Origin of the sequence: Thalassovita sp., from assembly GCF_965218685.1 — a bacterium.
Taxonomy (GTDB): Bacteria; Pseudomonadota; Alphaproteobacteria; order Rhodobacterales; family Rhodobacteraceae; genus Thalassobius.
In genome coordinates this window covers 2,099,025-2,125,500 of record NZ_OZ244657.1, presented here as the reverse complement: position 1 = coordinate 2,125,500, position 26,476 = coordinate 2,099,025, and the positions used below count along the sequence as shown (strand labels likewise).

The following is a 26,476-nucleotide window of genomic DNA, read 5'->3' as shown; positions in this document are numbered from 1 at the left end:
CCGACAGTTATTCAGCTTGGGGGGTCCCTTGGCTCAGTTTCTTGATGGCGTCAACAACCTCAGACACCTTACTCCCCTTCGAACCCTTCACCAGCACCACGTCACCGGCATCAATCAGCCGATGGACACGCGCGGCCATGGGTTTTGCCTCTTCTGTCCAGTCTCCGCGCTTGGCGGGGGGCAGTTTGGCCCAGAGTTTGTTCATGCGCGGCCCGACGCAATGGATGATGTCGACGCCCTGCAAAAAGGATAAATCCGCGATGGCTTCATGCAGCGCCATTTCATCGGGGCCCAATTCCAGCATATCGCCAAGGAATGCCACGCGGCGGCCCTGTGCGACGCGCCCCACCCCATCGATGGGACGCGCTGCCGCCAAAACTTCAAGCGCGGCTGCCATCGAGGTCGGGTTGGCGTTGAACGCATCATCGATCAACTCCAGCGCCTGTTCCTCCATCACCTTGTCCAGCTGGATCCGCTGACGGAAGCCCCGGCCTGCGGGCGGCACCCATTGCGCGATGTCCCCGGCGGCCATGGCAGTGTCCATGTGCAGCGCATGAGCCACGGCCATCACGCCCATCGCATTGACGGCAAAATGGCGACCGGCGGCCATGACCTTGAACAGCACCGGGCGACGCCAGGCACGGCCCTGAGCGATTGTCACGTCATCGACCAGCGTCACTTCTGTCAGCCGGTGATGATTGCGGCGCGCCTCACCGAAAGTGATAAGATCGGCCCCATAGCGGCGGGCGGTATCTTCCAGAATGGGACTGGTAGGCAGATCTCCGTTCACCACGGCCACACCTCTGGGCTCCAGCCCTTCGAAGATGCTGGCCTTTTCATGGGCGATCCCGTCAAGGTTCTCGAATGCCTCAAGATGGGCTGCGGCGACAGTGGTGATCATCGCGACATGCGGACGGGCCAGACGCGCCAGCGGAGCGATCTCGCCGGGATGGTTCATACCGATCTCGATCACGGCATAATCCGTGTCCTCGGGCATCCGCGCCAGTGTCAGCGGAACACCCCAGTGATTGTTATAGCTGGCCTCGGCAGCATGGGTCTTGCCCTGTCCGCTCAAGACAGTGCGCAGCATTTCCTTGGTCGAGGTTTTTCCCACCGACCCGGTCACCGCCACCACTTGCGCCTTGGTGCGTGCGCGGGCGGCTGCCGCCAGATCCTCAAGGCCGGTCAGCACATCATCGACAATCAGCAGCGGCGCATCCTGTGCCACGCCTTCGGGTATATGGCTGACCAAGGCGGCGCCGGCCCCTTTTTCCAGTGCCTGCGCGACGAAATCATGGCCATCGCGCGCGGCTTTCAGCGCCACGAACAAATCATTGGGCTGGATCGTTCGGGTATCGATCGAGACACCATCCACAGCCCAGTTGCCAACAGCGCGCCCCCCCGTTGCGGCGGCGGCCTCGGCGGCGGTCCAAAGGCTCATCATACACCTCCGTCCAGGGCCAATACGGCCACGCTGGCTTGCTCTGCATCATCAAAGGGCAGCACGTCGTCACCCACGATCTGGCCGGTTTCATGCCCCTTGCCCGCGATCAGCAGCGCATCGCCGGGCCCCAGGGCGTCAACGCCGCGCAGGATCGCCTCGGCCCGGTCGCCGATTTCCAGCGCACCTGGGCACCCCAGCATCACCGCCTGCCGGATCGCCGCCGGATCTTCCGAGCGGGGATTATCGTCGGTCACAATCACAAGGTCCGCGTTTTCAGCGGCGGCCTGCCCCATCAGAGGGCGTTTGGTGGCATCACGATCCCCGCCCGCGCCGATGATGGCGACAAGGCGGCCCATCACATGCGGGCGCATCGCCTGCAGAGCGGTCCGCACGGCATCGGGCGTATGCGCGTAGTCCACAAAGACCGAGGCCCCGTTTTCGCGCACGGCGGCCAGCTGCATCCGGCCGCGCACGCCGGTAAGATGCGGCAGGGTTTCGAAAACGCTCTCGGGCTCTTCGCCGCAGCCGATGACCAGACCGGCCGCCAGCAGGACGTTTTCCGCCTGAAACCCCCCGATCAAGGGCAGGTGGCACATGTGGACCTTTTCTTCATAGGAAAAGCGGATTTGCTGGCCCGTTGCCTCGAACCGCTGCCCCAGCAGGCGCAGACGCGCCTTTTCGCTGCGGCCAACCGTCAGAACCGCCTGTCCCCGTGTGCCAGCGATACGGGCCATATCTTCCCCGCGAGAATCGTCGATGTTGATCACGGCGACGCCGTCCTCGGACAGGACACGGTCGAACAGGCCAGCCTTGGCATCGAAATATTCCTGGAACGTCTTGTGATAATCCAGGTGGTCCTGCGTGAAATTAGTAAAGCCCGCCGCGCGCAGATGAACTCCGTCCAGACGACGTTGCGCAAGCCCGTGCGAGGAGGCCTCCATCGCGGCGTGGGTCACACCCGAATGGACGACGCGAGACAGCATCCGGTGCAGGGTGATCGGCTCGGGGGTGGTGTGAGCCAGAGGGGCCTGGAATGCCCCCTCGACGCCGGTGGTGCCAAGGTTAACGGCGTCATGACCCAGTTCAGCCCAGATCATCCGCGTGAAGGTCGACACCGAAGTTTTCCCGTTCGTGCCTGTCACGGCAATCATCACTGGCGGCTGGGCGCCGAACCAAAGCGCGGCACTAAAAGCAAGAGTTTGGCGAGGATCCTCGGCAACGACCAGCGCGGCATCCGACATTTCCAAGACGTCAGCGGCCAAACGGGCGCCCTCGGTATCGGTCAGAATGGCGGTGGCCCCATATTCCAGCGCCGAGGCGATATACTTGGCGCCATGCTCGGCCGTGCCTGGCAAAGCTGCAAACAGAAACCCCGGCGCTACCTCGCGGCTGTCCACGGCAACCCCCGTAATCACGGCATCGCGTCCGGCCTGCGCGGTCAGCCCCAGCTCGGAAAGTGATTTATGCTGCCCTGACATGTTCGCGCCTTTCCCGAGTTTGTCCCCGGCTTAATTCGATGTCAGCGTTATATCAGCCCGGCCCTCGGGTTCAATCGAAGGACGCAGCCCCAGCATGGGCGCGACACGGCGGATAATCTCGGCCGCGACGGGTACGGCAGTCCAACCGGCGGTGCGGCGCGGCTCGGGGCCGGTGGTGTCGACCGGTTCGTCCAGCGTCACCACCAGAACATACTTGGGATCATCCACGGGGAACATGCTTGCGAATGTAGCGATGACCTTGTCGTCATAGTAGCCACCGCCGTTTTCCTTGGGCTTGTCGGCAGTCCCGGTTTTGCCCGCAACGCCATAGCCTTCGACCTCGCCAAAGCTTGCGGTGCCTTCGGTGACCACTTTGCGCAGCATATAGCGCGAGGCTTCGGCCGCCTGGGCCGAGATCACGCGATTTCCGTGACGCGGGCCATCCTGGCGCAGAACAGTCGGTGAAACTTGGAAGCCGCCATTGGCGATCGCCGCATAGCCCGACGCAAGGTGCAGGGGCGTGGCCGACAGCCCGTGCCCATAAGAAATGGTCATGGTCGAAAGCTCGGACCAGTTGGGCGGAAGCAGCGGGGTGCCGCCGCTGGCCTCGGTGATCTCAAGCGGAGTTGGCTTGAAAAACCCCAGACGACCCAAGAAATCCTTCTGCCGATCCACCCCGATCATCTGGGCGATACGTGCCGTCCCGATATTCGAGGATTTCACGATCACCTTGGTCGTTGTCAGCTTGGGACCGTAATTGTGGAAGTCGCGAATCCGGTGCTTGCCCCAACGCAAGGGACCGCGAGTGTCGATCTCGGTCATAGGGTTGACCAGGCCCAGTTCCAACGCCTGGGCGGTGGTGAAAATCTTGAAGGTCGAGCCCAGTTCGTACACGCCCTGTACCGCGCGGTTGAACAACGGGCTATCAGCGGCGTGCCCCTTGGTCGGCGGGCGCGGACGGTCATTTGGGTCGAAATCCGGCAAGGAAACCAACGAGATAACCTCGCCCGTATGCACATCCATCAGCACGGCCGCGGCGCCCTTGGCATTCATCAGGCGCATTCCGCCATACAAAACACGCTCGGCCGCGTCCTGAACGGCCAGGTCCAGCGACAGCTGCAAAGGCTTGTCCGCGCGCGCCGGATCGCGCAGCTGCTCGTCGAACATCCGCTCGACCCCGGCCACGCCGATTACCTCGGCGGCGTTCACGTCTTCTACGCCAAAGCTGGCCCCACCCAGCACATGCGCGGCCAGCTTGCCGTTGGGATACAGGCGCATCTCGCGCGGGCCGAACAGCAGCCCGGGTTCGCCAATATCATGCACCGCCTGCTTTTGCTCGGGGCTTAGCTTGCGACGCAGCCACAGGAATTTGCGCTTGCCGGTGAATTGCTTCAGCAGCTTTTCCTCGGTCATCTCGGGGAACATCTGGGCCAGTTCACGGGCGGCGCGCTCGGGTTCGATCATCACCTGAGGCTTGGCGTAAAGCGAGTAAGTCTCGATATTCGTTGCCAGAATTCGGCCCTGACGGTCCACGATGTCGGCCCGCTGCGCCCGAATGTCCGCGCCTGCCACACTGGCGCGCGGCTCGGTTGGTTCGCTTGAGGCCAGAACCCCCATCCGCAGCCCGATCACCGCATAGGCGCAGAAAAACGCAAGCGCCAGAATCAGCAAGCGGCTTTCGGCGCGCGCACGCGCCTTGTCGCGCATCTGTTCGTGGCGCAGCCGGATGTTTTCACGCTCGATCGCGTCGGGATTTTCACCCTTGCTGCGGGCATCCAGAATGCGGGCCAGAGGTCGAAGCGGTGTGCGGATCATTGCTGCCCTCTTACCTCAACCGAGTTCGCAACCCGCGCCAGGGGATCCTCGGACGGATACGCGACCTGATCGACACGCCCGAATTGCGTGGGTGAAAAGACCATCAGTTCGAGCCGTTCATAGTTAATGACGGCCAGCTCTCGCAGGCGGTCAGGGCGGTTCAAATAGGCCCATTCGGCGCGCAACATCCCCAAACGAGCGCGCGATTGCGCGATCTGGCGGTGCAGTTCGTCCGCGCGGTCCAGTGCGGCCTGTGTCTTATAATTTTCGTGATACGCCCAGAAGGCCGATCCGATGACAGCAAGGGCGGTCAGAACAAAAAGCAAACTACGCATTACCGTTTCCCCTTTGCCAGCATGGGCATTCCCAGCTTCTTGCGATCCGTCTCGCCTGCTGGTGCATCGGTGCGAATTCCCACCCGCAGCTTGGCGCTGCGCGAGCGGGGGTTTTCTTCAAGCTCTTGATCGTCGGGACCGATGGCCTTGCGGCTAACTTGTTGAAACTGTGCGGGTTCTTCCTGAGCCTGAGGCGCATAGCGATTGCCCCCAGACACCCCGGCACGGGATTGAAAGAATCGTTTGACCATGCGGTCTTCGATCGAGTGAAACGTGACCACGGCCAGTTTTCCGCCGGGTTTGAGCGCGCGTTCGGCGGCCTCTAGCCCCCCGATCAGCTCGTCATACTCGGCGTTCACTGCGATACGCAGCGCCTGAAAGCTGCGGGTCGCGGGGTGTGACTGACCCGGTTTTTTGCGCGGCAACAGACGTTCGATCAGCCCTGCCAATTGCAGTGTCGTGGTAAAGGGCTGCGTCTCGCGGTCATTGACGATCGCGCGCGCTATGCGGCGGCTGGCGCGTTCTTCGCCAAAGGTAAACAGGATGTCGGCCAGCTCGGATTCCGAGGCGGTGTTCACGATGTCGGCAGCGGTGGGGCCAGACTGGCTCATCCGCATGTCCAGCGGGCCGTCCTTCATGAAGGAAAAGCCACGCTCAGCAAGGTCCAGCTGCATCGAACTGACACCCAGATCCAACACGACACCGTCCAGATCGCTGGCGTATTCGTCCAGCTTAGAGAACACGCCCTGAACCAGCTCCAGCCGGTCGCCATACTCGCCAATCCAAGGCGCGGCCATTTCAAACGCCAATGGGTCGCGATCTACGCCGATCACCTTGTCCGCACCTGCCGCCAACAGTCCACGCGTGTATCCACCTGCACCAAAAGTGCCGTCCAACCAAACCCCAGAGACAGGCGCGACCGCTTTGAGAAGCGGCCGCAGAAGTACAGGAATATGAGGGTTATCGGCGTCAGACATCAGTCATCCCCCAATTCGTCCAGCAGGGCCAGCGGGTCGGCCCCGGGGCCCATTTCCTCGACCCAGTCCTCAGCGAACTGGGCGTTTTCTTCGTCGAATGTTTCGGGTTTCCAAATCTCGAAGGTTTCGCCCATGCCGGCGAAATAGGCGGTGCCGTCCAGCGCGATCTTGTCGCGCAGCATCTGCGGCAGAACGAAACGGCCATCGCCATCCAGCTCGGTGGTGCGCGCCAGGTTCAGGATCATGCGTTCCATGATCTTGCGGCGCTTCGAACCACGCGGCAAAGCACGAATATCTTCGGCCAGCGCTTTGAAGCCGTCGAATGTGTAAACAGTCAGTTGTTTCTGAGTGGTGTGACCATAGACGATCACCATGCGGGGACGGCCAGTGCTGGCGGCCATCGGGTCGCCCTCGGTAAGTTCATGACGAAAATCGGCAGGGATCGACACGCGTCCCTTTCCGTCCACCTTGAAGGTGTGCTCGCCTATGAACATGCCGGCCAAAGCGGCGCTCCTTTACCTGTCCCAACCCGTTGCCGGGCTTTTTACGGAAAACGGCGAATTGAGCTGCTGCCACTGCCCAATTCGCCGCCCTCGTCCCGCTTTGCGGGGTGTGTCCAGCTGCACGCGCCACCTGGGGGGATGTCTGCTCGCCCGCGCGCCGGATCTCTTGGTTCGATGAAAGCGGAGCCTGTATGAAACCTGCTTTTTATTATTTTGGTTCGGGGTCTTGTTGCCCCTGTGCCCGTTCTCATTCGATGAACTATGGATGCCATGGGAATTCATGGAAATCAACAGGAATTCGAGGGATATTCCCACATGACTCCTGAACTCACCCCTATGGGAATCGGTTCGAGTCACAGTTTTCCGAAGGTTTTCAAGCACAATTTGACAAGAAGAGAATCACTGCCACTACATATAGTGTCAGAAACCCTCACCCTCTTTTCCCGGACGGATCTGAATTTTTTTGACGATTTTGGTGAAGATCGAAGCCGATGAGGCCAAGAGTCCGCGAAATTCCACCCAGTTCCCGCGAATTCCCAGCGCATTCCCATGGTTTCGCCGGGATTTATCAGAGCTCACGCCGATTTCAGCCGAAGTGATTCGCGCCCGCCCCCTGAAACCAGAGGCCGGGCGCGCCGGAATTCCCGTAAGATCCCAAAAGTACCATGCCGTCCCAGATCATCCTTGGATCGGGCCTACATGTGATCCAAGCCGTTCGAGGTCAGGCCATGCCGCCCTTGATCAGCCCTTCGGCCAGCTGAGCATAGGCCTGCGCCATCGGGCTGTCCCCGGTGGCAATCGGCGTGCCCGCGTCCCCAGCCAGACGCGTGTCCAGATCAATCGGCAGCTGCGCCAGCAACGGCACGCCCAGCCTGTCTGCCTCGTCCGCGACACCGCCGTGACCGAAGATATGCGCCTCGTGCCCGCAATTGGGGCAGTGATAGACAGACATGTTCTCGATCAGGCCCAGCACGGGGGTTTTCAGCTTATCGAACATGTCGATTGCCTTGCGCGCATCAATCAGCGCCACGTCCTGTGGGGTCGAAACGACGATGGCACCGTCAAGGAGCGTTTTCTGACACAGGCTGAGCTGGATATCACCTGTGCCGGGCGGCAGATCGATGATCAAGACGTCCAGCTGCCCCCATTCAACCTGGCCCAGCATCTGCTGCAACGCCCCCATCAGCATCGGCCCACGCCAGATCACCGCCTTGTCCGGATCCATCATCATGCCGATCGACATCAGCGTGACTCCGTGGTTGTGCAGCGGGGTGATTACCTTGCCATCCGGGCTGGCCGCGCGTTTGGTCGTGCCCATCATCCGCTGCTGAGAGGGGCCATAGATATCGGCATCCAGCAGGCCAACTTTGCGCCCCTGCTTGGCCAGTGCGACGGCCAGGTTCGACGAAACCGTGGATTTGCCCACGCCCCCCTTGCCCGAGCCGACGACGATGATCTTATCGATACCATCGGGCTTGGTCGGGCCGGCCTGCGGTGTGGGGTGACCACCTATTTTCAGGTTTGGCGCCGGCTTTTGCGGGGCCGCGGGCCCGTGGGCTGTCAGCGCGACCATCACCTTCGAAACACCGGGCAAGGCCTGCACGGCGGCCTCGGCCTGATCACGCACCGGACCCAGCGCCTGGGCAGCCTGAGCGTTCGGGGCCTCGATCACGAACGAGACGCTTTGCCCGTCGATATGCAAAGCGCGCATGAATTCCCGAGACATCAGCGTGCCCCCACCTGGGATCTGTATCTGGGCAAGCGCCTTCTCTATCTGGTCGCGCGTGACTGCCATCTGGGCCTCCTGTCAAAAAGTCGACGCAATAGGTGATGTATTTGGGGCAGGAAACAAGCCCCAAAATGAATCGTGACATGGGGATTGTTCAGAAACCTGCCGGATACCCAGTTTCCACATTTGGTATGGAAGCTTACGATAGGTCAGCAATACTTATGCATCTCATGCATAGCTGCAATGCAGCAAAAGGTATTGTGCAGATGCAGCAATATTCTAAATTAGACCCATCAGCACAGGAAACGCTGACGAACACGAACAAGACGAGAAACATTATGGCTTACGCATCAGACATCCAAAATGCCCCGCACGGCATCACTGATCGTTTCGCCGCCCTGATCAAAAACCTGGGCGCGCGTTACGCCCGGTACAAGACTTACCGTAGCACGCTGAACGAACTGGCCGCCCTGAGCAACGCAGAACTGCGTGACCTTGGCCTGTGCCGCGCTCAGATCCGGTCGGTCGCATACGAGCACGTCTACGACGCGCACTAAGAACAACGGTTCGGGAACCCCTCTCCTCCTCCCTGGGGTTTCTGGAACAGCGGTGGCATCTCTCCTCCTCCCTGATGTCACCGCACCTAATTCGGGCCGCAAAGCCCACACAGATACGGACCCCTCTTCCTCCTCCCTGAGGGTTTCGTAACTAAGAGCGGCGATCTCCTCTCCTCCTCCCTGGGGATCGCCGCACTTACAACAGAATACGATGGGCCCTCCTCCTCCCTTGGTTCCCATCGTTGTCAAGAGCGGCGATCTCTTCTCCTCCTCCCTAGAGGTCGCCGCATCCTTGACCATAATACGACCGCCCTCTCCTCCTCCCTGGGTGGGTCGTTGATAAGACGGCGGCACCCTCTCCTCCTCCCTGGGTGCCGCCGTTTTCTATTTCAGGACATGCAAAATCTGGACACGCGGAACCGACGGGCGCCCTGTCAGGGGCCCGTACAATTGCTTGACGCGTTTTGTGATTTAAAACGGAATGTCGTCCTGCGAGGTGACAAACCGCGCGACTACGCGCTTGCGGCCTGCCTTGTCAAACTCGATATCCAGCTTGTCGCCTTCTACATCCATCACTTGGCCATAGCCGAATTTCTGATGGAAAACGCGCGCGCCGATGTCAAATGACGCCACTGCTGTCGCGTCGATCGTCATGTTGCGGCTTTCGCGCGGCTGACTAACCGGCCGCCGAGACGAACGCTCCTGCATTCTGCGCCACCCCGGAGAATCATACCCGTCTGCCTCCGCCGCGCGTGTTTCCACCCCCGACGAGGGCCGCGCTGCGCCGAAACCACCGCCATAAAGCCCCGGAGGGGTTAAGACCTCAACATGATCCTCGGGCAGTTCATCGACGAAACGCGACGGCAACTGCGACTGCCACTGCCCAAACACCCGCCGATTGCTGGTGAAGGTGATGGTGCATAGCTCTTCGGCCCGCGTGATGCCCACATAGGCAAGACGACGCTCTTCCTCGAGGCCCTTCAAGCCGGATTCGTCCATGCTGCGCTGCGAGGGGAACAGCCCATCCTCCCACCCCGGCAGAAAGACCACCGGGAATTCAAGGCCCTTGGCGGCGTGCAGCGTCATGATGCTGACTTTGGCACCGTCATCCCCCTGTTCATTGTCCATGATCAGGCTGACATGCTCCAGGAAGCCTTGCAGATTTTCGAACTGTTCCAGGGCCTTGACCAGTTCCTTGAGGTTCTCCAGGCGGCCCGGTGCCTCGGGTGTCTTATCGTTCTGCCACATGGTGGTGTAACCGGATTCGTCCAGAATGATCTGGGCCAGTTCCACGTGCGAGACCTCGGGGTCGGCAAACTGAGGCTGCGCGGCACCGTCGTCAAGCACGTCGTCACCTGTATCCTCGAAAGCCAGAATCGGCCCCCGTGTCATCGCGTTCCAGCGCCCCAAATCGTCAACCAACTGGCGCAGATTCGCACCGCCCTTGCCTTTGATCAGTCCGTCTGCAAGTGCCAGCCGTGCCCCCTCAAGCAGGGGTACACCATTTGCACGCGCGACCGCCTGAATGGTCTGCTGTGCCTTGTCGCCAAGGCCGCGCTTGGGGGTGTTCACGATCCTCTCAAACGCCAGATCATCGCTGGGCGAGGTCACGACCCGGAAATAGGCCATGGCATCGCGGATCTCCATCCGTTCATAGAATCGCGGCCCGCCGATCACGCGATAAGGCAGCCCGATGGTCAGGAACCGGTCCTCGAACGCGCGCATCTGGTGCGACGCGCGGACAAGGATCGCCATCTGATCCAGACCGTAAGGCCGCAATCCACGGGTGCCGCGCTGTAGCGATTCAATCTCGTCACCGACCCAGATCGCCTCGGCCTCGCCGTCCCAAAGCCCCATCAGACGGACCTTTTCGCCCTCTTCCGCTTCAGTCCACAGGGTTTTGCCAAGACGCCCCTCGTTGCCCTTGATGACGTTGGCGGCCGCGGCCAAAATATGAGGGGTCGAGCGATAGTTCTGCTCCAGCCGGATCACCTCGGCTCCCGGAAAATCCTTTTCAAACCGCAGGATATTGCCCACTTCGGCGCCGCGCCAGCCATAGATAGACTGGTCATCATCGCCCACGCAGCAGATGTTTTTGTGCCCGCCCGCCAGCAGCCGCAGCCACAGGTATTGGGCCACGTTGGTGTCCTGATATTCGTCCACCAGAATGTAGCGGAACCAATGGCGGTAACGTTCCAGAATGTCGTCATGTTTCTGGAAAATCGTGACCATGTGGAGCAAGAGATCCCCGAAATCCACCGCGTTCAGCTCGATCAGGCGGCGCTGGTACTGGTCATAGAGCTCGGTGCCGCGATTGTTAAAGGCACTTGCTTCAGCGGCCGGCACCTGTTCGGGCGTCCACGCGCGGTTTTTCCAATTGTCGATGATCGAGGCCAGTTGCCGCGGCGGCCAGCGTTTTTCGTCAATGTTGTTGGCGCGGATCTGCTGTTTCAGCAGCCTAACCTGATCGTCCGTATCCAGAATGGTGAAGTTGGACTTCAGGTGCAAAGAGCGTTCCACGCCTCCTTGCGGCGCTTCAACATCCACACTGATCAGCTCGGCATGGCGGCGCAACAGCTTCACACAAATCGAGTGAAACGTCCCCAGCCACCGCATCCCCTCGGCGGCGTGGCCCAGCATCCCACCCACGCGGTTTTTCATCTCGCGCGCGGCCTTGTTGGTGAAAGTCACAGCCAGAATCTCGTTCGGCTGGGCGCGGCCGGTGTTCATAAGATGTACGATGCGCGTGGTCAGGGCCTTGGTCTTGCCCGTACCCGCCCCCGCCAGCATCAACACGGGGCCATCCAGCGCTTCGACCGCAGCGCGTTGGGCCGGGTTCAGCTCGTCCAGATAGGGCATCGGGCGCGCTGCCATGGCACGCTGGGACAAAGAGGCGCCCTCGAAGGCATCGTTTTCATCAAAGTGACTCATGAGGGGCAATCTAGCGCCACAACGACGCAAGATAAAGTGTTGTTCCCCCTATGTTCACACATATTTCGCGGTCTGCCCGATCATCCCGGCGCTGGACATTCGGCGCATCGCACGCCCAAATACGCCACATGGACCTGCATCAGAAATACCCTGCGATCCTGGATCTGAAGGCGCGTGCACGCAAACGGGTGCCCAGCTTCGTGTTCGAATACCTGGACAGCGCCACCGGAACCGAGGCCACGCAGGCCCGCAACCGCGCCAAGCTGGACGAGGTGTTGATGATGCCCTCGATCCTGCACGGAGAGATCACGCCAGACCTGTCGGTTGATCTGTTTGGGCAAACCCATCCCCTGCCATTCGGGGTCAGTCCGGTTGGGATGTCAGGCCTGTTCTGGCCCGATGCGGAACGTCTGCTGGCGGCCGAGGCAACGCGCAGCGGCATTCCTTATGGGCTGTCCACCGTCGCCAGCCGCACCCCCGAAGACGTGGCCGATTGCCTGAACGGCAATGGGTGGTTCCAGGTCTATCCGCCGCGCGATCCCTCGATCCGGTCGGACATGCTGAAACGGGCGCGCGATGCCGGGTTCCGCGTGCTGGTGCTGACCGTCGACGTCCCCGTGGCCAGCCGGCGCGAACGGCAGACACGTTCGGGGCTGACAAGCCCGCCCAAGCTGACGCCCCGTCTTTTGGCACAGGTGGCGTCCTGTCCGGCCTGGGCGTTTGGGACTTTGAAACACGGAATGCCCCGGATGCGGCTGATCGATAGTTATGCCGCCGAGGTGACGGGGCTGAGCTCAACTGAACATGCGGGGTACATGCTGCGCACCTCGCCCGATTGGGACTATCTGCAGGCGTTGCGTGATGAATGGGACGGACCGCTGGTGGTCAAGGGCGTGCTGGACGTGCGTGACGTCCCTCGGCTGGAGTCAGCGGGTGTAGACGGCATCTGGGTCAGCAATCACGCTGGTCGCCAGTTCGACGCCGCGCCTGCAAGCATCGAGGTGCTGCCTGCGATCCGCGCCGCCACGCAGCTGCCGATAGTCTTTGACAGCGGGATCGAGGGAGGTCTGGACATATGCCGCGCCCTCGCCTTGGGGGCGGATTTGGTGATGATGGGGCGGGCCTGGCACTATGCCTTGGGGGCCTTGGGTGCCGATGGCCCCGCGCATCTGATCGATATTCTGCGCCGCGATCTGCTGGCCAACATGGGTCAGCTTGGGACAACGTCCCTGATCGAGCTTTCGGGGCGATTGACGCGATTCGTACCTCATTCAGATATGTTGGCGCCAATTTGAGCCTTTGACCACGTTGAGGGCACGACCTAAAGAGCGCTCTCGGGTACTTATATTTATCGTTATTTTTTATTAATACCGTTTTTATTGCCAGCAAGCCGTTGGAATTCTGTCAGAATTGACATCGAATGTTACAGAAATCTAACGAACTCCGTACGACTAGGTATTGCGCCGCGTTGCAGCGAAACGTTAGCAATACGCATCCTTAACCAGGACAGATGCCAACAAGGGGAGCCTTCTGATGCCTGATTTTCAAAAAATCCTGATCGCCAACAGGGGTGAGATCGCAATCCGCGTCATGCGGGCGGCGAACGAGCTGGGCAAAAAGACCGTCGCGGTCTATGCCGAAGAAGACAAGCTGGGCCTGCACCGCTTCAAAGCGGACGAGGCTTACCGGATCGGCGAAGGGATGGGCCCCGTGGCCGCGTATCTGTCGATCGACGAGATCATCCGCGTCGCCAAGGAAAGCGGCGCAGACGCGATTCATCCGGGCTATGGCCTGCTGTCTGAAAACCCCGATTTCGTGGACGCCTGCGCCGCGAACGGCATCACCTTTATCGGTCCAAAAGCGGCAACCATGCGCGCCCTGGGGGACAAGGCCAGCGCCCGCCGCGTGGCGATCGAGGCCGGTGTGCCCGTCATCCCCGCCACCGAGGTTCTGGGCGATGACATGGCGGCAATCAAGAAAGAGGCCACCGAGGTTGGCTATCCGCTGATGCTGAAAGCTTCTTGGGGTGGCGGTGGTCGCGGCATGCGCCCGATCATGAGCGAAGACGAGCTGGAAGAGAAGGTTCTGGAAGGCCGCCGTGAGGCCGAAGCCGCCTTTGGCAACGGCGAAGGCTATCTGGAAAAGATGATCATCCGCGCCCGCCACGTCGAGGTACAGATCCTTGGCGACCAGCACGGCGAAATCTACCACCTGTGGGAGCGTGACTGCTCGGTCCAGCGCCGCAATCAAAAGGTCGTCGAGCGCGCGCCCGCGCCCTATCTGACGCAAGATCAGCGCGACGAGATTTGCGAGCTTGGCCGCCGGATTTGCGCCCATGTGAACTATGAATGCGCGGGCACCGTCGAATTCCTGATGGATATGGACAGCGGCAAGTTCTATTTCATCGAAGTCAACCCGCGCGTGCAGGTCGAACACACCGTCACCGAAGAAGTGACCGGCATCGACATCGTACAGGCTCAGATCAAGATTGCCGAGGGCAAACCTCTGGCCGAGGCCACCGGCAAAAACGACCAGTCGGAAATCCGCCTGAATGGACACGCTCTGCAAACCCGGATCACCACCGAGGACCCGCAGAACAACTTCATCCCCGATTACGGCCGCCTGACCGCTTATCGTTCGGCGACCGGCATGGGCATTCGTCTGGACGGCGGCACGGCTTATGCGGGCGGGGTGATCACGCGCTACTATGACAGCCTGCTGGTCAAGGTCACCGCCCACGCCCAAACGCCCGAGGCTGCGATCTCGCGGATGGATCGGGCGCTGCGCGAATTCCGTATTCGCGGCGTTTCCACCAACATCGCATTCGTGGAAAACCTGCTGAAGCACCCGACCTTCCTGTCGAACGAATACACCACCAAGTTCATCGACACGACGCCCGAGCTGTTCAAGTTCGATCAGCGCCGTGACCGGGGCACCAAGGTGCTGACCTATATCGCCGACATCAGCGTGAACGGGCACCCGGAAACCCAAGGCCGTGCCAAACCGGCCGAGGTACGCCTGCCCAAGCCCCCCGCCAAGGCCGAGGTCATCCAGCCTGGCACGCGCACCCTGCTGGAAGAAAAAGGCGCCAAGGCCGTGGCCGACTGGATGTTGGATCAAAAGCAACTGCTGCTGACCGACACCACCATGCGCGACGGGCACCAATCGCTGCTGGCCACCCGCATGCGCTCGATCGACATGATCCGCGTGGCGCCGGCCTATGCGGCCAACCTGCCGCAACTGTTCAGCGTGGAATGCTGGGGCGGGGCCACGTTTGATGTGGCCTATCGCTTCTTGCAGGAATGTCCGTGGCAGCGTCTGCGAGATCTGCGCTCCGCCATGCCCAACGTGCTGACTCAGATGCTGCTGCGCGCCAGCAACGGCGTGGGTTACACAAACTATCCCGACAACGTCGTGCGGGAATTCGTGCGCCAGGCGGCCGTCACCGGCGTGGATGTCTTCCGCGTGTTCGACAGCCTGAACTGGGTTGAAAACATGCGCGTTGCCATGGATGCGGTCGTGGAAAGCGGCAAGATCTGCGAAGGCACGATCTGCTATACCGGTGACATTCTGGACCCGGACCGCGCCAAGTATGACCTGAAATACTATGTCGGCATGGCCAAGGAACTGGAGGCCGCTGGCGCCCATGTTCTGGGTCTGAAAGACATGGCCGGCCTGCTGAAACCCGCCGCAGCCCGCGTGCTGGTGAAGGCTTTGAAAGAAGAGCTGTCCATCCCCGTGCATTTCCACACCCACGACACCAGCGGCATCGCTGGCGCCACCATTCTGGCCGCGGCCGATGCGGGCGTGGATGCGGCGGACGCGGCGATGGATGCGTTCAGTGGCGGGACCTCGCAGGCCTGTCTGGGCTCGATCGTCGAAGCGCTGGCCCACACCGATCGCGACACTGGTCTGGACATCGGCAAGGTGCGCCAGATCAGCGACTATTGGGAACAGGTGCGCGCGCAATACGTCGCGTTCGAAAGTGGCCTGGCTGCCCCCGCCTCTGAGGTATACCTGCACGAGATGCCCGGTGGCCAGTTCACCAACCTCAAGGCGCAGGCACGCTCTTTGGGGCTTGAGGATCGCTGGCACGAGGTCGCCCACACCTATGCCGAGGTCAACAAGATGTTCGGCGATATCGTCAAGGTGACGCCGTCCTCCAAGGTGGTTGGCGACATGGCGCTGATGATGGTCAGCCAGAACCTGACCCGCGATGACGTGGAAAACCCTGACAAGGAAGTGGCCTTCCCTGACAGCGTCGTCGACATGATGCGCGGCAACCTGGGCCAGCCTCCGGGTGGGTTCCCCGACACCATCTTGAAAAAGGTGTTGAAGGACGAAGCCCCCAACACCGAGCGCCCCGGCAAGCACCTGCCCCCCGTGGATCTCGAGGCAGAGCGTGCCAAGGTAAGCGCCGAGCTGGAGGGAATGGAGATCGATGACGAGGACCTGAACGGGTACCTCATGTATCCCAAGGTCTTCCTGGACTACATGGGTCGTCATCGCCAATACGGTCCCGTGCGCACCCTGCCGACCAAAACGTTCTTCTACGGGATGGAGCCGCGCGAGGAAATCTCGGCTGAGATCGACCCGGGCAAAACACTGGAGATTCGTCTGCAAGCCATCGGCGAAACCGATGAAAACGGCGAGGTTAAAGTGTTCTTTGAGCTCAACGGTCAACCGCGTGTGATCCGCGTGCCGAACCGTCTGATCAAGTCCTCGACCGCCGCGCGGCCCAAAGCCGAGGTCGGCAATGAGAACCACATCGGCGCGCCCATGCCCGGCGTTGTGGCCTCGGTTGGGGTTTCGGTCGGCCAGCAAGTCACCGAGGGCGATCTGCTTCTGACCATCGAAGCCATGAAGATGGAGACCGGCATTCACGCAGAACGCGCTGGCACCATCAAGGCGCTGCACGTCAGCCCCGGCGCTCAGATCGACGCCAAGGACCTGCTGATCGAGCTGGAGTAATCTGGCCGCAAGCCCGACAAACAACGCAAAGGCGCGCCCAACCGGCGCGCCTTTTTTCATGGCCGCAGCCCCCTGCCCATGGGCCTCGATATTTTTTCATTAAACCGTGATTTTCTTCTTGAACCCCCCGGCGATACGGAATATTTCACGCCTCACCCAAGGAAGCGGGCGTAGCTCAGGGGTAGAGCATAACCTTGCCAAGGTTAGGGTCGGGCGTTCGAATCGCCTCGCCCGCTCCAAACTTCCCTTCACAGGGAACACGAAAAACGCGGCCTCGGCCGCGTTTTTTCGTTTTAAATGCCCGAAAATCGCCGTCTATCCCCCCGAAAAATATCCACAATTTTTTCAGGATTTCGTGTCGTTTTCCCTTGCGGGACCCGCCCCATTTTCTTATTAACCGCCTCACGAAATGGTGCGGGCGTAGCTCAGGGGTAGAGCATAACCTTGCCAAGGTTAGGGTCGGGCGTTCGAATCGCCTCGCCCGCTCCAATTCGAAATCTTCCTGAAAATTCAGAACTCTGCCACCGCGGCGCTGCTGCGTCTGCTGACAGTTGCGCAAGAAAAATGGCGCCCGAAGGCGCCATTTCCGTCATTCGTTTGTCGCGCTAACTCAGGCTGCGCGGCCCATCAGAACCTCATCAACCTGCTTGGCAGCATCACCCTCGTCTGCGCCCGAAACCGCAGCCACTTCACGGGTCAGACGCTCCAGGGCGGCCTCGTACAGTTGACGCTCCGAATAGCTCTGCTCGCGCTGATCGTCAGTGCGGTGCAGGTCGCGCACGACCTCGGCAATCGCTATCAGATCACCCGAGTTGATCTTCTGTTCATATTCCTGCGCGCGGCGCGACCACATCGCGCGTTTGACCTTGGCCTTGCCTTTCAGCGTTTTCATGGCCTGGCTGACCACGTCAGGCGAGGACAGCGAACGCATGCCAATTTCAAGCGCCTTGTTGGTGGGGACACGCAGGGTCATCTTGTCCTTTTCGAACGAGATCACGAACAGCTCCAACTGGATGCCGGCGATCTCTTGCTCTTCGATGGACACGATCTGACCAACACCGTGGGCCGGATAGACTACGTACTCGTTCGGGCTGAATGCCGATTTCTTCGCTTTGCTCATGCAATCCTTCCTTGCAAGGATCACTTTCTTCAGGCGACAAAAGAACCGGCGAGGCAATACGTCGCCTCGTCAGTTTGTTTGATTTCGCAAAGCCCCCAATGGGCAGCAGCGCGAAGGCCAGATATCAAGTGATCTTCGTCATATAACGTTCATGATACCACAAAATGCGCCCTACTGAAACACCGGGGCTGCATTGCAGAAAAGCCCTTAGGAATAAGGGCTTTTGATCATATTCAACAGTCAAAGGCCCCGCAGTGGAACCAAATGGCGAATCGGCCTTAGCCGCCTTCGCCCGGCGCTTCCGAGAAATACTTGGTCACCTTGTCGGTTTCGCCGTCTTTCTCTTCATAGCCCGGCATGGGGTCCTTCTTGGACACGATGACCGGCCAGGCTTCCGAGTATTTGCGGTTAAATTCGACCCATTTTTCCATATCCGGTTCAGTGTCCGGACGGATGGCATCGGCAGGGCATTCGGGCTCGCACACGCCGCAGTCGATACACTCATCGGGATGGATCACCAGCATGTTTTCACCTTCGTAAAAACAATCCACCGGGCACACTTCGACGCAGTCCGTATATTTGCAAGCGATGCAGTTATCGATGACGACGTAAGTCATAATTCTCTTCCATCATTTTGTCTGGCCCTAGCTAGAACAATGGCCTTGATCATTCAAGTTCCCCAGCGCGACCAAGGTCGATCATTCGCCTGTCCCGCTTGGTTGGGCGTCCTTTGCCTTCAAATTTGGGCGACTTTGGGATGTCTTCCTTGGGTTCGGTCAAATCTTCGTACAGTGTTTGGGCCTCGGGCGCAGGGCCGCGCCGTGTTCCAAGCTGCAAAACCTTGACCACGCGAATCTGATTGCCTTGCGGCAAGGTCAGCACGTCGCCCGCCGTCACCCCGAACGAGGCTTTGGCGATCTTAGAGCCGTTCACGCGGATGTGCCCGCCTGTCACCTGTGAACTGGCCAGCCCGCGCGTTTTATAAAAACGCGCGAACCACAACCATTTGTCTACGCGCAGCTTTGATACGGCCAAGGTCATCGAGCCGCGATCAGCTGTTGTCTTTCAGCCCCATCAGCGCTGCTGCAAAGGGGTTGTCGGGGTCAATCGGCTTTTCTTTCTTGGGCGGGCGGGATTCAAAGGTCTTGGCCTTACCGCGACCCTGATCACGTCCACCTTTGCCATCACGGCGCGGTTTGCCTCCCTTGCGCTCGCCGCGGGGACGGTCGCCCTGTTTACCCTGAGGACGATCGCCGCGCTGACGATTACCGCCCTGGCGGCGTCCACCCCAGGTGAAGGTAAAGAACACTTCCATCTCTGGCTCGGTCGAGGCTGCGGGCTCTTCAGCGGCGGGCTCTGAGGCCTCGGGCGCTTCGGCAGAGGGTTCTTCTGCAATCTCGGGCGTTTCTTCGGCAGCAGCCTCCGGGGCGGCTTCAGCAGCCGGGGCTTCTGTCAGGGCTTCTGCGGGGGTCGCCTTGACCTTCTCGCGCTCGCCCTTGTCGGCGTTGTAGCCCAGACCCTGCATCAGGTCGGCGAATTGCTCCAGCGTCATGCCGGTGATCGACAGCATGTCCGCCTTGGCCTCGAAACCGCCACGGCTATCTTCGGCGCGCAGCATATCTGCCAGACGCTCCAGCATGTCGATGCGGATCGCACGTTCACCTGCGGCGCGATAGCCGGACATGGCGAAGAAGCCGTCGGGCATGCCTTCCAGCGCAGGCACGGTCACCAGACCGGGCGGCGGCGCCTCGGGGAAATCTTGCAGCCCCTTGGACAGCGACCACAGAACCAGACGCAGACGGGTCGGCGCGGGTTTCAGCAGAAGCGGCATGAAGATGGTGAACTGACCAAAACGCACGCCATGCTTGCGCAGCGTACCGCGCGCGTCCTGATCCAGAGCCTTCACCTCGTCGGCGACCTGGCCGCGCGGGATGATGCCAAAGTTTTCGACCAGCTGGAACGCAAAGCCACGTGCCTGTGCGGGCAAAGCCTCGTCCTGGCTCATTGCCAGCAGCGGTTCGAACAGGGCCGCGATCTTGCGGTCGATGAAGTGCTGCAGACGGCGCTGGACCTTCTGCGCCACGTCCGCGCCAGCCTCGTCATCGACAAAGGCGGTCACTTCGGGTTTCAACGGATCAGCGCCCGAGACCAGCTTGCCCACGGCATGCTCGCCCCACATCAGGCCACCCTGTTCGGTAAAGTCGATCTCGGTATCCGGTGCGTTATAGAACCGGTCCGCCCGCAAGTTGAAATGTGGCGCCAACGCCTGCAGGCTGGCCTGACGCAATGTCTTGGCCTCTTGCCCTGTTGCGTCCTTGTCCTGACGGAAACGGAACCCTTCCAACCGACCGACAAATTCGCCTTCGACGGTCACTTCACCTTGATCATTCACTTCGGCCAAAAGGGCCTCCTTCTGTTTGAGCCGCCGCAACAAAACCGATGTGCGCCGGTCCACAAATCTCTGAGTCAGGCGCGTATGAAGCGCATCTGACAGTCTGTCTTCTACAGCGCGAGTTTCCTCTCGCCAATGGGTTTCATCGTCAACCCAGCCTGATCGCTGCGCGACATATGTCCACGTGCGAATAAAAGCCAGACGTTTCGACAATGTGTCAATGTCGCCATCTGTCCTATCAATTCTCTGGACCTGCTTGGCAAGCCAATCACGCGGAACGCGCCCAGTTTCGTGCAAATCCTTGAAGATTTGCTCTAAAAGACCCGCATGTTCGTTGTGACTGATCCCTCGGAAATCGGGAATGCGACAAACATCCCACAACAGGCGAACAGAGGGGGCATCGCTAGCGCGCGCGCGGATTTCCGCCACTGACTGCAGCGATTTCAGCGCCATCAGGTCGTCGGCTTCGCGGGCGCGCAGCAAAAGTTGGTGGTTGGGTTGCTCTTCCAGGCTGCGGATCAGCGCGTCGATCGAGCCGAACTTCAGCGCCGGGTTGCGCCATTGGATCTTGCGGATCGGAGTAAATCGATGATCTTCGATCGCATCTACGGTTTCTTCGGGCAAATCGGGGGCCTCGCCGGTGACCCCAAAGGTGCCGTCAGACATGCCCCGCCCTGCCCGCCCAGCGATCTGCGCCAGCTCATTGGGTTGCAGATAGCGCATGCGCCGCCCGTCGAACTTGATGATCGAAGAAAACGCGACATGGTTGATATCCAGGTTCAGCCCCATCCCGATGGCATCCGTCGCAACCAGGAAATCGACGTCGCCGTTTTGATACAGTTCGACCTGAGCGTTGCGCGTGCGTGGGGACAGCGCCCCCATCACCACAGCCGCGCCGCCCCGTTGTCGGCGGATCAGTTCGGCGATGGCATAGACATCCTCGACCGAGAACCCGACGATGGCACTGCGCGGCTTCATCCGGCTGATTTTCTTGGGACCGGTATAGGTCAACTGCGACATCCGCTGGCGGCGCACGAATTCGACCCCCGGAACCAGCTGCGCAATGGTGCTGCGAATGGTATCGGCGCCCAGAAACACCGTTTCATGCAGACCGCGAGCGCGCAGCAGGCGATCGGTGAAGACATGGCCGCGCTCGGGGTCTTCGCACAGCTGGATTTCGTCGATGGCCACGAAGTCAGCGCCAATCCCCTCGGGCATCGCCTCGACCGTGCAGACCCAATATTGGGCACGCGGGGGAACAATTCGCTCTTCGCCCGTGACCAGCGCCACCACCGAGGGGCCACGCGCTGCAACGATCTTGTCATAGACCTCGCGGGCCAGCAGCCGCAGCGGCAGGCCGATCACGCCGGTCCGGTATCCCAGCATCCGTTCGATGGCATAATGGGTCTTGCCCGTATTGGTCGGCCCCAAGACAGCCGTAATGCGCGCATTCTGGGCCATGATGGGCCGTCCTTGTCCGACTTGGCGCCTAAAGCTTGGGTCCCGCGACCGTCGAGCCAAGGCGCGCAATGGCTTCCTTGGCTTCCTCGTAGTGCGGGTGAACGGTCAGTGCAAGGCTGTAAGCCTCAAGCGCCAACTTGGGTTTGCCGACTTGTTCAAGGATCGCACCAAGCCCAAACATAGCCTGAAAATTGTTCGGATTCAGATGCAGCGCGCGCTCCAGGTCATGCATGGCAGGACCATAGCGATCCATCCGGTAGAAGGTGCTGGCACGCTGGTGCCAACCTTCGGCAAATTCGGGCGCGTGATCGGTCAGGGCTGTCAGATGGCCGATCGCCTCTTCGAAATCGCCGCGCATCGCGGCCTCGGTCCCGCGCTTCAACAGCAGGTCCATTGCAGGCGAGCCAGAATGCCCCCACCGCAAAGCAATTTCTTTGGCCAAACGCTTGGCCTCGACCTCGTCCGCTGTTTTAAGTTGGGACAGCATATCCGGCACGGATTCGGCCTGAACCTGCGAAGGTAAGGAAAACGTTACTGTCAGCAGGGTTGCCGCGACGATACGTTTGAGATTGTGTTTTTTCACGCTCATAACAGGATCAACTGTAACGCGCCGGGCGCTTTTGACCAGCCCCGAGCCATCAAATAAAAGGGAAGAGACCATGAGCGAGAAAATGGAAGCCGCCGTCGCTGCACTGAACGAAAAGATCGCTGATGCCGATTTCGACGGCTCGGCCAAATTCGTGATCGAGGGCGAAGGCGCAATCGTTGTGGATGCCGACGGCGCTCGCCTGTCCGACGACGAAGCCGACGTCACCCTGACCGCCGATGCCGAAACGTTCGAGGCGATGATGACGGGTGAAATGAACCCAACCGCCGCATTCATGAGCGGAAAGCTAAGCGTTGACGGCGATATGGGCAAAGCCATGCAATTGGGCGCCGCCCTGGCCTGATAAATGACCCCAGCCCCTTTTCTGACCGATATTTGTGACATCGCGCCTGATGGCGCCGCCTATTGGTTGGAAACATCCGACGGCCCGCGCGTGCGCGCCGTTTTGTGGGGACAAGAGGCCGAGAAGGGAACGGTATTTCTGTTCCCTGGCCGCACGGAATATGCCGAAAAATACGCGCACACGGCCGCCGCCCTGCAACAGGGCGGTTATGCCACTTTTGCCATGGATTGGCGCGGACAGGGACTGGCGGACCGGCTGCTTGACGATCCCCTGATCGGCCATGTCGACAAGTTTACTGATTACCAGAACGACGTGCGCGCCATGGTGCGCGCCGCCCAAGAGCTGGAGCTTCCCAAGCCCTATTTCCTGATTGCTCACTCGATGGGGGGCGCGATCGGCCTGCGCGCCGTGATGGAAGGTCTGACAGTCAATGCCTGCGTTTTCACCGGACCGATGTGGGGCATCACCCTGCATCCGGCCGCGCGTCCAGCAGCTTGGGCGATCTCGTGGGCCAGCCGCGTGATGGGTGCCGCAAACAACCCGGTGCCTGGCTCGCGTATGCAGGCCTATGTTCTGGCCGAGCCCTTCAAGGGCAACACGCTGACCACGGATCCGGGCATGTATAGTTTCATGCAAGAGCAGCTTTTGGCCCAGCCTGAACTGTCCCTTGGCGGGCCCAGCCTGAACTGGGTGCACGAAGCGTTGAGCGAAACACTCGAACTCAGCCGTCGCCCTGCCCCCAATCTGCCCTGCCTGACCTTTCTTGGTACAAACGAGCGGATTGTCGACCCCAAGCGCATTCAGACCCGCATGGCCAGTTGGCCGGGTGGCGAGCTGATCATGGTCGAAAACGGCGAACACGAAGTTCTTATGGAAACCCCGCAGATGCGCGAAGCTTCGATGGCGCGGATCCTGGAACTGTTCGACAGCACCCGCATGGCCGCGCCACCCAAGGTCGCCTGCTAGGGTCTAGTCCTGCCCGACCTCTTGGCGCTGGTGACCCAGCCCCTCGATCCGCAGTTCCATCACGTCACCCGCTTTCAGATAGGAAGGGGGCGTCATACCCATCCCAACGCCCGGAGGCGTCCCCGTCGCGATAACGTCACCGGGTTGCAGGCTCATCATCTCGGTCAGATGTTCGATGATCTGCGCGATGGTGAAAATCATCGAAGAGGTGTTCCCCCGCTGCGCCGGTTTACCGTTCAGGTCCAGCTCCAGCACCAGGTTCTGCGGGTCAGAGACCTCATCACGGCTGACCAGCCACGGCCCCACCGGCCCGAAGGTGTCGCAGCTTTTGCCCTTTGTCCACTGCCCGCCGCGTTCCGCCTGAAACGCACGCTCGGACACGTCATTCACAATCGTATAGCCCGCCACATAGTCCAGCGCGTCCGCGGCCTTGACGTATTTCGCAGGCTTGCCGATGACGACGCCCAGTTCGACCTCCCAATCGGATTTTTGGGACCCTCGCGGGATCAGCACCGGATCATTCGGCCCGTTCAGCGCGCTGGTGGCTTTCATGAACACGATGGGCTCTTCTGGGATGGCCATGCCGGCCTCTTCGGCGTGATCGCGATAGTTGAGGCCGATGCAGACCAGCTTGCCAATCCCCGCCACGGGGATGCCCAGACGCGGGTTTCCGTCAACCAAAGGCAGTGTCTCTGGGTCCACCTGCGGCAGCGCACCCAGCACGTCGCCTGACAGGTCATCAACAACCCCGGACAGATCGCGCACGCGGCCCTCGGCATCCAGAACTCCGGGTTTTTCGGTCCCCGGCTGACCGTAGCGTACATAGCGCATAGTGCTCCCCTCTTTGTCGAAAGCCACCTTATCCGCACGCCCCGGACGCACAAGCCCTTGAGGCCCGCGCGCGCCCGTCCTATGTCTGTTTGGCAATCAACCAAGAGGTGCCTCATGTTCCAGCTTCCCTTCCCCGTGCGCGACGCAAATGCCGGGTCCGGCTCTGACGGATTGGGGGACCTGCCGGAATGGGATCTGACCGATCTGTACGCTGCCGATGACGCGCCCGAACTGACTGCCGATCTGGACTGGCTTGAAGGTGAATGCGCTGCCTTTGCCGCCGATTACGCGGGCAAATTGGACACGCTGGATGCCGCCGGCCTGCTGGAATGCGTGCTGCGCAACGAGAAGATCAGCACCAAGGCCGGGCGCGTGATGTCCTATGCGGGCCTGCGCTATTACCAGCTGACCGTGGATGCGGACCGCGCAAAATTCATGTCCGATTGCCAGGAAAAGATCACCAATTTCACCACGCCTTTGGTGTTCTTCACGCTGGAACTGAACCGGATCGAAGATGACAAACTGGCCGCGATGCTGGCCGAAAATGCCGATCTGGCCCGCTATAAGCCCGTGTTCGACCGTATCCGCGCCATGAAGCCGCACCAGCTGTCGGATGAGATGGAGCAGTTCCTGCACGATCTGGGCGTTGTTGGCGACGCCTGGGAAAAGCTGTTCGACGAAACCATCGCCGGGCTGGAGTTCACCGTGGACGGCGAAGAGCTGAACATCGAAGGCACGCTGAACCTGCTGACCGAACAGGACCGTTCAAAACGCGAGGCGGCCTCGCATGAACTGGCCCGTGTTTTCGCCGCCAATATCAAGACCTTCGCCCGTGTCCATAACACGCAGGCCAAGGAAAAAGAGGTCATCGACCGCTGGCGCAAGATGCCCACGCCTCAGACCGGGCGGCACCTGTCCAATGACGTCGAACCTGAGGTGGTTCAGGCCCTGCGCGACGCCGTGGTCGCTGCCTATCCGCGCCTGTCGCACCGGTACTATAACCTCAAACGCAAATGGCTGGGTCTGGACCGCATGCAGGTCTGGGATCGCAACGCCCCCCTGCCGATGGAGGACACCAAGACCGTCGACTGGGACGCGGCCCAAAGCATCGTGATGGAGGCCTACAGCGCCTTTGACCCGCGCATGGGCGAAATCGCGCAACCCTTCTTTGACAAGGGCTGGATCGACGCGGGAGTGAAACCCGGCAAGGCCCCCGGCGCCTTTGCCCACCCCACCGTCACCGAGGTGCACCCTTACGTGATGCTGAACTATCTGGGCAAACCGCGCGACGTGATGACCCTGGCGCATGAACTGGGCCACGGCGTGCACCAGGTTCTGGCCGCTGATCAGGGTGAGATGCTGTCCTCGACCCCGCTGACGCTGGCCGAAACCGCGTCGGTGTTCGGGGAAATGCTGACCTTCCGCAAGATGCTGGAAAAGGCTGAAACCAAGGAAGAGCGCAAGGTCCTGCTGGCCGGCAAGGTCGAGGATATGATCAACACGGTCGTCCGTCAGATCGCGTTTTACGACTTTGAATGCAAGCTGCACGCGGCGCGGCGCGAGGGGGAGTTGACCCCGGACGATATCAACGCCCTGTGGATGTCGGTGCAGGCGGAATCTCTGGGTGACGCGTTTGATTTCATGGACGGGTACGAAACCTTCTGGGCCTATATCCCGCACTTCGTGCACTCGCCCTTCTACGTCTACGCCTATGCGTTCGGCGACGGTCTGGTGAACGCCCTTTACGCCGCCTACGAGGCCGCGCCCGAAGGTTTTCAGGACAAGTATTTCGACATGCTGAAAGCGGGCGGGTCGATGCACCACAAAGAGCTTCTGGCCCCCTTCGGACTGGATGCCAGTGACCCCAAATTCTGGGACAAGGGCCTGTCGATGATCGAAGGCTTCATTGACGAGCTTGAGGCGATGGAGGACTGATCCAAACCGCTGCTTGGACATACGCGGCGTTCACAGAAAATGTAGCCGATTGGCCAGCAACCCTGGCCGGTTCCGGTACAG

At 60.6% G+C, this 26,476-nt stretch carries 20 protein-coding genes and 2 tRNA genes; 8 read left to right on the top strand and 14 right to left on the bottom strand.

Annotated elements, in window-relative coordinates:
- Positions 1-7 precede the first annotated feature (7 nt).
- From ACOQOQ_RS10585 to ACOQOQ_RS10555, 7 genes are all read right to left on the bottom strand, one after another.
- Entirely contained in the window at positions 8-1,441 is a 1,434-nt protein-coding gene (locus ACOQOQ_RS10585) for a UDP-N-acetylmuramoyl-tripeptide--D-alanyl-D-alanine ligase (protein ID WP_420566954.1), read from the bottom strand.
- Positions 1,441-2,922 carry a UDP-N-acetylmuramoyl-L-alanyl-D-glutamate--2,6-diaminopimelate ligase gene (locus ACOQOQ_RS10580; RefSeq protein WP_420566953.1) on the bottom strand — a complete coding sequence of 494 codons (1,482 nt, stop codon included), beginning with the start codon at positions 2,920-2,922 and terminating at the stop codon, positions 1,441-1,443. The genes ACOQOQ_RS10585 and ACOQOQ_RS10580 overlap by 1 nt, the downstream gene beginning before the upstream one ends.
- 30 nt (positions 2,923-2,952) lie before the next feature.
- Positions 2,953-4,737 carry a peptidoglycan D,D-transpeptidase FtsI family protein gene (locus ACOQOQ_RS10575; RefSeq protein ID WP_420566952.1) on the bottom strand — a complete coding sequence of 595 codons (1,785 nt, stop codon included), beginning with the start codon at positions 4,735-4,737 and terminating at the stop codon, positions 2,953-2,955.
- Positions 4,734-5,072 (bottom strand): cell division protein FtsL, encoded by a 339-nt coding sequence (gene ftsL, locus ACOQOQ_RS10570; RefSeq protein ID WP_420566951.1) that lies wholly within the window; start codon positions 5,070-5,072, stop codon positions 4,734-4,736. Before ftsL ends, ACOQOQ_RS10575 begins: the two co-directional genes overlap by 4 nt.
- Positions 5,072-6,049: a 16S rRNA (cytosine(1402)-N(4))-methyltransferase RsmH gene (rsmH, locus tag ACOQOQ_RS10565; RefSeq protein WP_420566950.1), complete on the bottom strand. Its 978-nt coding sequence runs from the start codon at positions 6,047-6,049 to the stop codon at positions 5,072-5,074. The genes ftsL and rsmH overlap by 1 nt, the downstream gene beginning before the upstream one ends.
- On the bottom strand, positions 6,049-6,543 hold the full coding sequence (gene mraZ / locus ACOQOQ_RS10560) for a division/cell wall cluster transcriptional repressor MraZ (RefSeq protein ID WP_420569759.1): 495 nt from the start codon (positions 6,541-6,543) through the stop codon (positions 6,049-6,051). Before mraZ ends, rsmH begins: the two co-directional genes overlap by 1 nt.
- A gap of 730 nt (positions 6,544-7,273) precedes the next feature.
- On the bottom strand, positions 7,274-8,347 hold the full coding sequence (locus ACOQOQ_RS10555) for a P-loop NTPase (RefSeq protein WP_420566949.1): 1,074 nt from the start codon (positions 8,345-8,347) through the stop codon (positions 7,274-7,276).
- Between the two features lie 272 nt (positions 8,348-8,619).
- On the opposite strand from ACOQOQ_RS10555, the gene ACOQOQ_RS10550 reads away from it, so the two are divergent.
- Positions 8,620-8,838: a DUF1127 domain-containing protein gene (locus ACOQOQ_RS10550; RefSeq protein WP_420566948.1), complete on the top strand. Its 219-nt coding sequence runs from the start codon at positions 8,620-8,622 to the stop codon at positions 8,836-8,838.
- 471 nt (positions 8,839-9,309) lie between these two features.
- Here ACOQOQ_RS10550 and ACOQOQ_RS10545 read toward each other — a convergent pair whose 3' ends face one another.
- On the bottom strand, positions 9,310-11,769 hold the full coding sequence (locus ACOQOQ_RS10545; protein ID WP_420566947.1) for an ATP-dependent helicase: 2,460 nt from the start codon (positions 11,767-11,769) through the stop codon (positions 9,310-9,312).
- A 128-nt stretch (positions 11,770-11,897) separates the two neighbouring features.
- Here ACOQOQ_RS10545 and ACOQOQ_RS10540 point away from each other — a divergent pair, with 128 nt between their 5' ends.
- From ACOQOQ_RS10540 to ACOQOQ_RS10525, 4 genes are all read left to right on the top strand, one after another.
- Positions 11,898-13,064, top strand: a complete 1,167-nt coding sequence (locus tag ACOQOQ_RS10540) for an alpha-hydroxy acid oxidase (RefSeq protein WP_420566946.1) — start codon at positions 11,898-11,900, stop codon at positions 13,062-13,064.
- A 238-nt stretch (positions 13,065-13,302) separates the two neighbouring features.
- Complete coding sequence (locus ACOQOQ_RS10535) at positions 13,303-16,740, top strand: pyruvate carboxylase (RefSeq protein ID WP_420566945.1); 3,438 nt, start codon at positions 13,303-13,305, stop codon at positions 16,738-16,740.
- A 164-nt stretch (positions 16,741-16,904) separates the two neighbouring features.
- A tRNA-Gly gene (locus ACOQOQ_RS10530) sits at positions 16,905-16,979 on the top strand.
- Positions 16,980-17,154: 175 nt separating this feature from the next.
- A tRNA-Gly gene (locus ACOQOQ_RS10525) sits at positions 17,155-17,229 on the top strand.
- A gap of 121 nt (positions 17,230-17,350) precedes the next feature.
- Here the strand turns inward: ACOQOQ_RS10525 and ACOQOQ_RS10520 are convergent.
- The 5 genes from ACOQOQ_RS10520 to ACOQOQ_RS10500 all read right to left on the bottom strand — a co-directional run bounded on the left by ACOQOQ_RS10520 (position 17,351) and on the right by ACOQOQ_RS10500 (position 22,302).
- Positions 17,351-17,860: a CarD family transcriptional regulator gene (locus ACOQOQ_RS10520; protein WP_420566944.1), complete on the bottom strand. Its 510-nt coding sequence runs from the start codon at positions 17,858-17,860 to the stop codon at positions 17,351-17,353.
- Between the two features lie 278 nt (positions 17,861-18,138).
- The gene (fdxA, locus tag ACOQOQ_RS10515; RefSeq protein WP_420566943.1) at positions 18,139-18,477 is read right to left on the bottom strand and encodes a ferredoxin FdxA; all 339 of its coding nucleotides are present in this window, start codon (positions 18,475-18,477) and stop codon (positions 18,139-18,141) included.
- A gap of 49 nt (positions 18,478-18,526) precedes the next feature.
- Positions 18,527-18,901 carry an RNA-binding S4 domain-containing protein gene (locus tag ACOQOQ_RS10510; protein ID WP_420566942.1) on the bottom strand — a complete coding sequence of 125 codons (375 nt, stop codon included), beginning with the start codon at positions 18,899-18,901 and terminating at the stop codon, positions 18,527-18,529.
- Between the two features lie 10 nt (positions 18,902-18,911).
- Positions 18,912-21,713 carry a helicase-related protein gene (locus tag ACOQOQ_RS10505; protein WP_420566941.1) on the bottom strand — a complete coding sequence of 934 codons (2,802 nt, stop codon included), beginning with the start codon at positions 21,711-21,713 and terminating at the stop codon, positions 18,912-18,914.
- Positions 21,714-21,741: 28 nt separating this feature from the next.
- On the bottom strand, positions 21,742-22,302 hold the full coding sequence (locus ACOQOQ_RS10500) for a tetratricopeptide repeat protein (protein ID WP_420566940.1): 561 nt from the start codon (positions 22,300-22,302) through the stop codon (positions 21,742-21,744).
- A 70-nt stretch (positions 22,303-22,372) separates the two neighbouring features.
- Here ACOQOQ_RS10500 and ACOQOQ_RS10495 point away from each other — a divergent pair, with 70 nt between their 5' ends.
- Together ACOQOQ_RS10495 and ACOQOQ_RS10490 are read left to right on the top strand one after the other, a co-directional pair.
- A complete protein-coding gene (locus tag ACOQOQ_RS10495) occupies positions 22,373-22,663 on the top strand; it encodes an SCP2 sterol-binding domain-containing protein (RefSeq protein WP_420566939.1) in 291 nt (96 codons plus the stop codon).
- 3 nt (positions 22,664-22,666) lie between these two features.
- Positions 22,667-23,629, top strand: a complete 963-nt coding sequence (locus ACOQOQ_RS10490; protein WP_420566938.1) for an alpha/beta fold hydrolase — start codon at positions 22,667-22,669, stop codon at positions 23,627-23,629.
- Positions 23,630-23,632: 3 nt separating this feature from the next.
- Here the strand turns inward: ACOQOQ_RS10490 and ACOQOQ_RS10485 are convergent, their stop codons facing one another.
- Positions 23,633-24,460, bottom strand: a complete 828-nt coding sequence (locus tag ACOQOQ_RS10485; RefSeq protein ID WP_420566937.1) for a fumarylacetoacetate hydrolase family protein — start codon at positions 24,458-24,460, stop codon at positions 23,633-23,635.
- A gap of 114 nt (positions 24,461-24,574) precedes the next feature.
- Between ACOQOQ_RS10485 and ACOQOQ_RS10480 the strand changes: the two genes are divergently transcribed.
- Positions 24,575-26,395, top strand: a complete 1,821-nt coding sequence (locus tag ACOQOQ_RS10480; RefSeq protein WP_420566936.1) for a M3 family oligoendopeptidase — start codon at positions 24,575-24,577, stop codon at positions 26,393-26,395.
- The last annotated feature ends 81 nt before the right edge of the window (positions 26,396-26,476 follow it).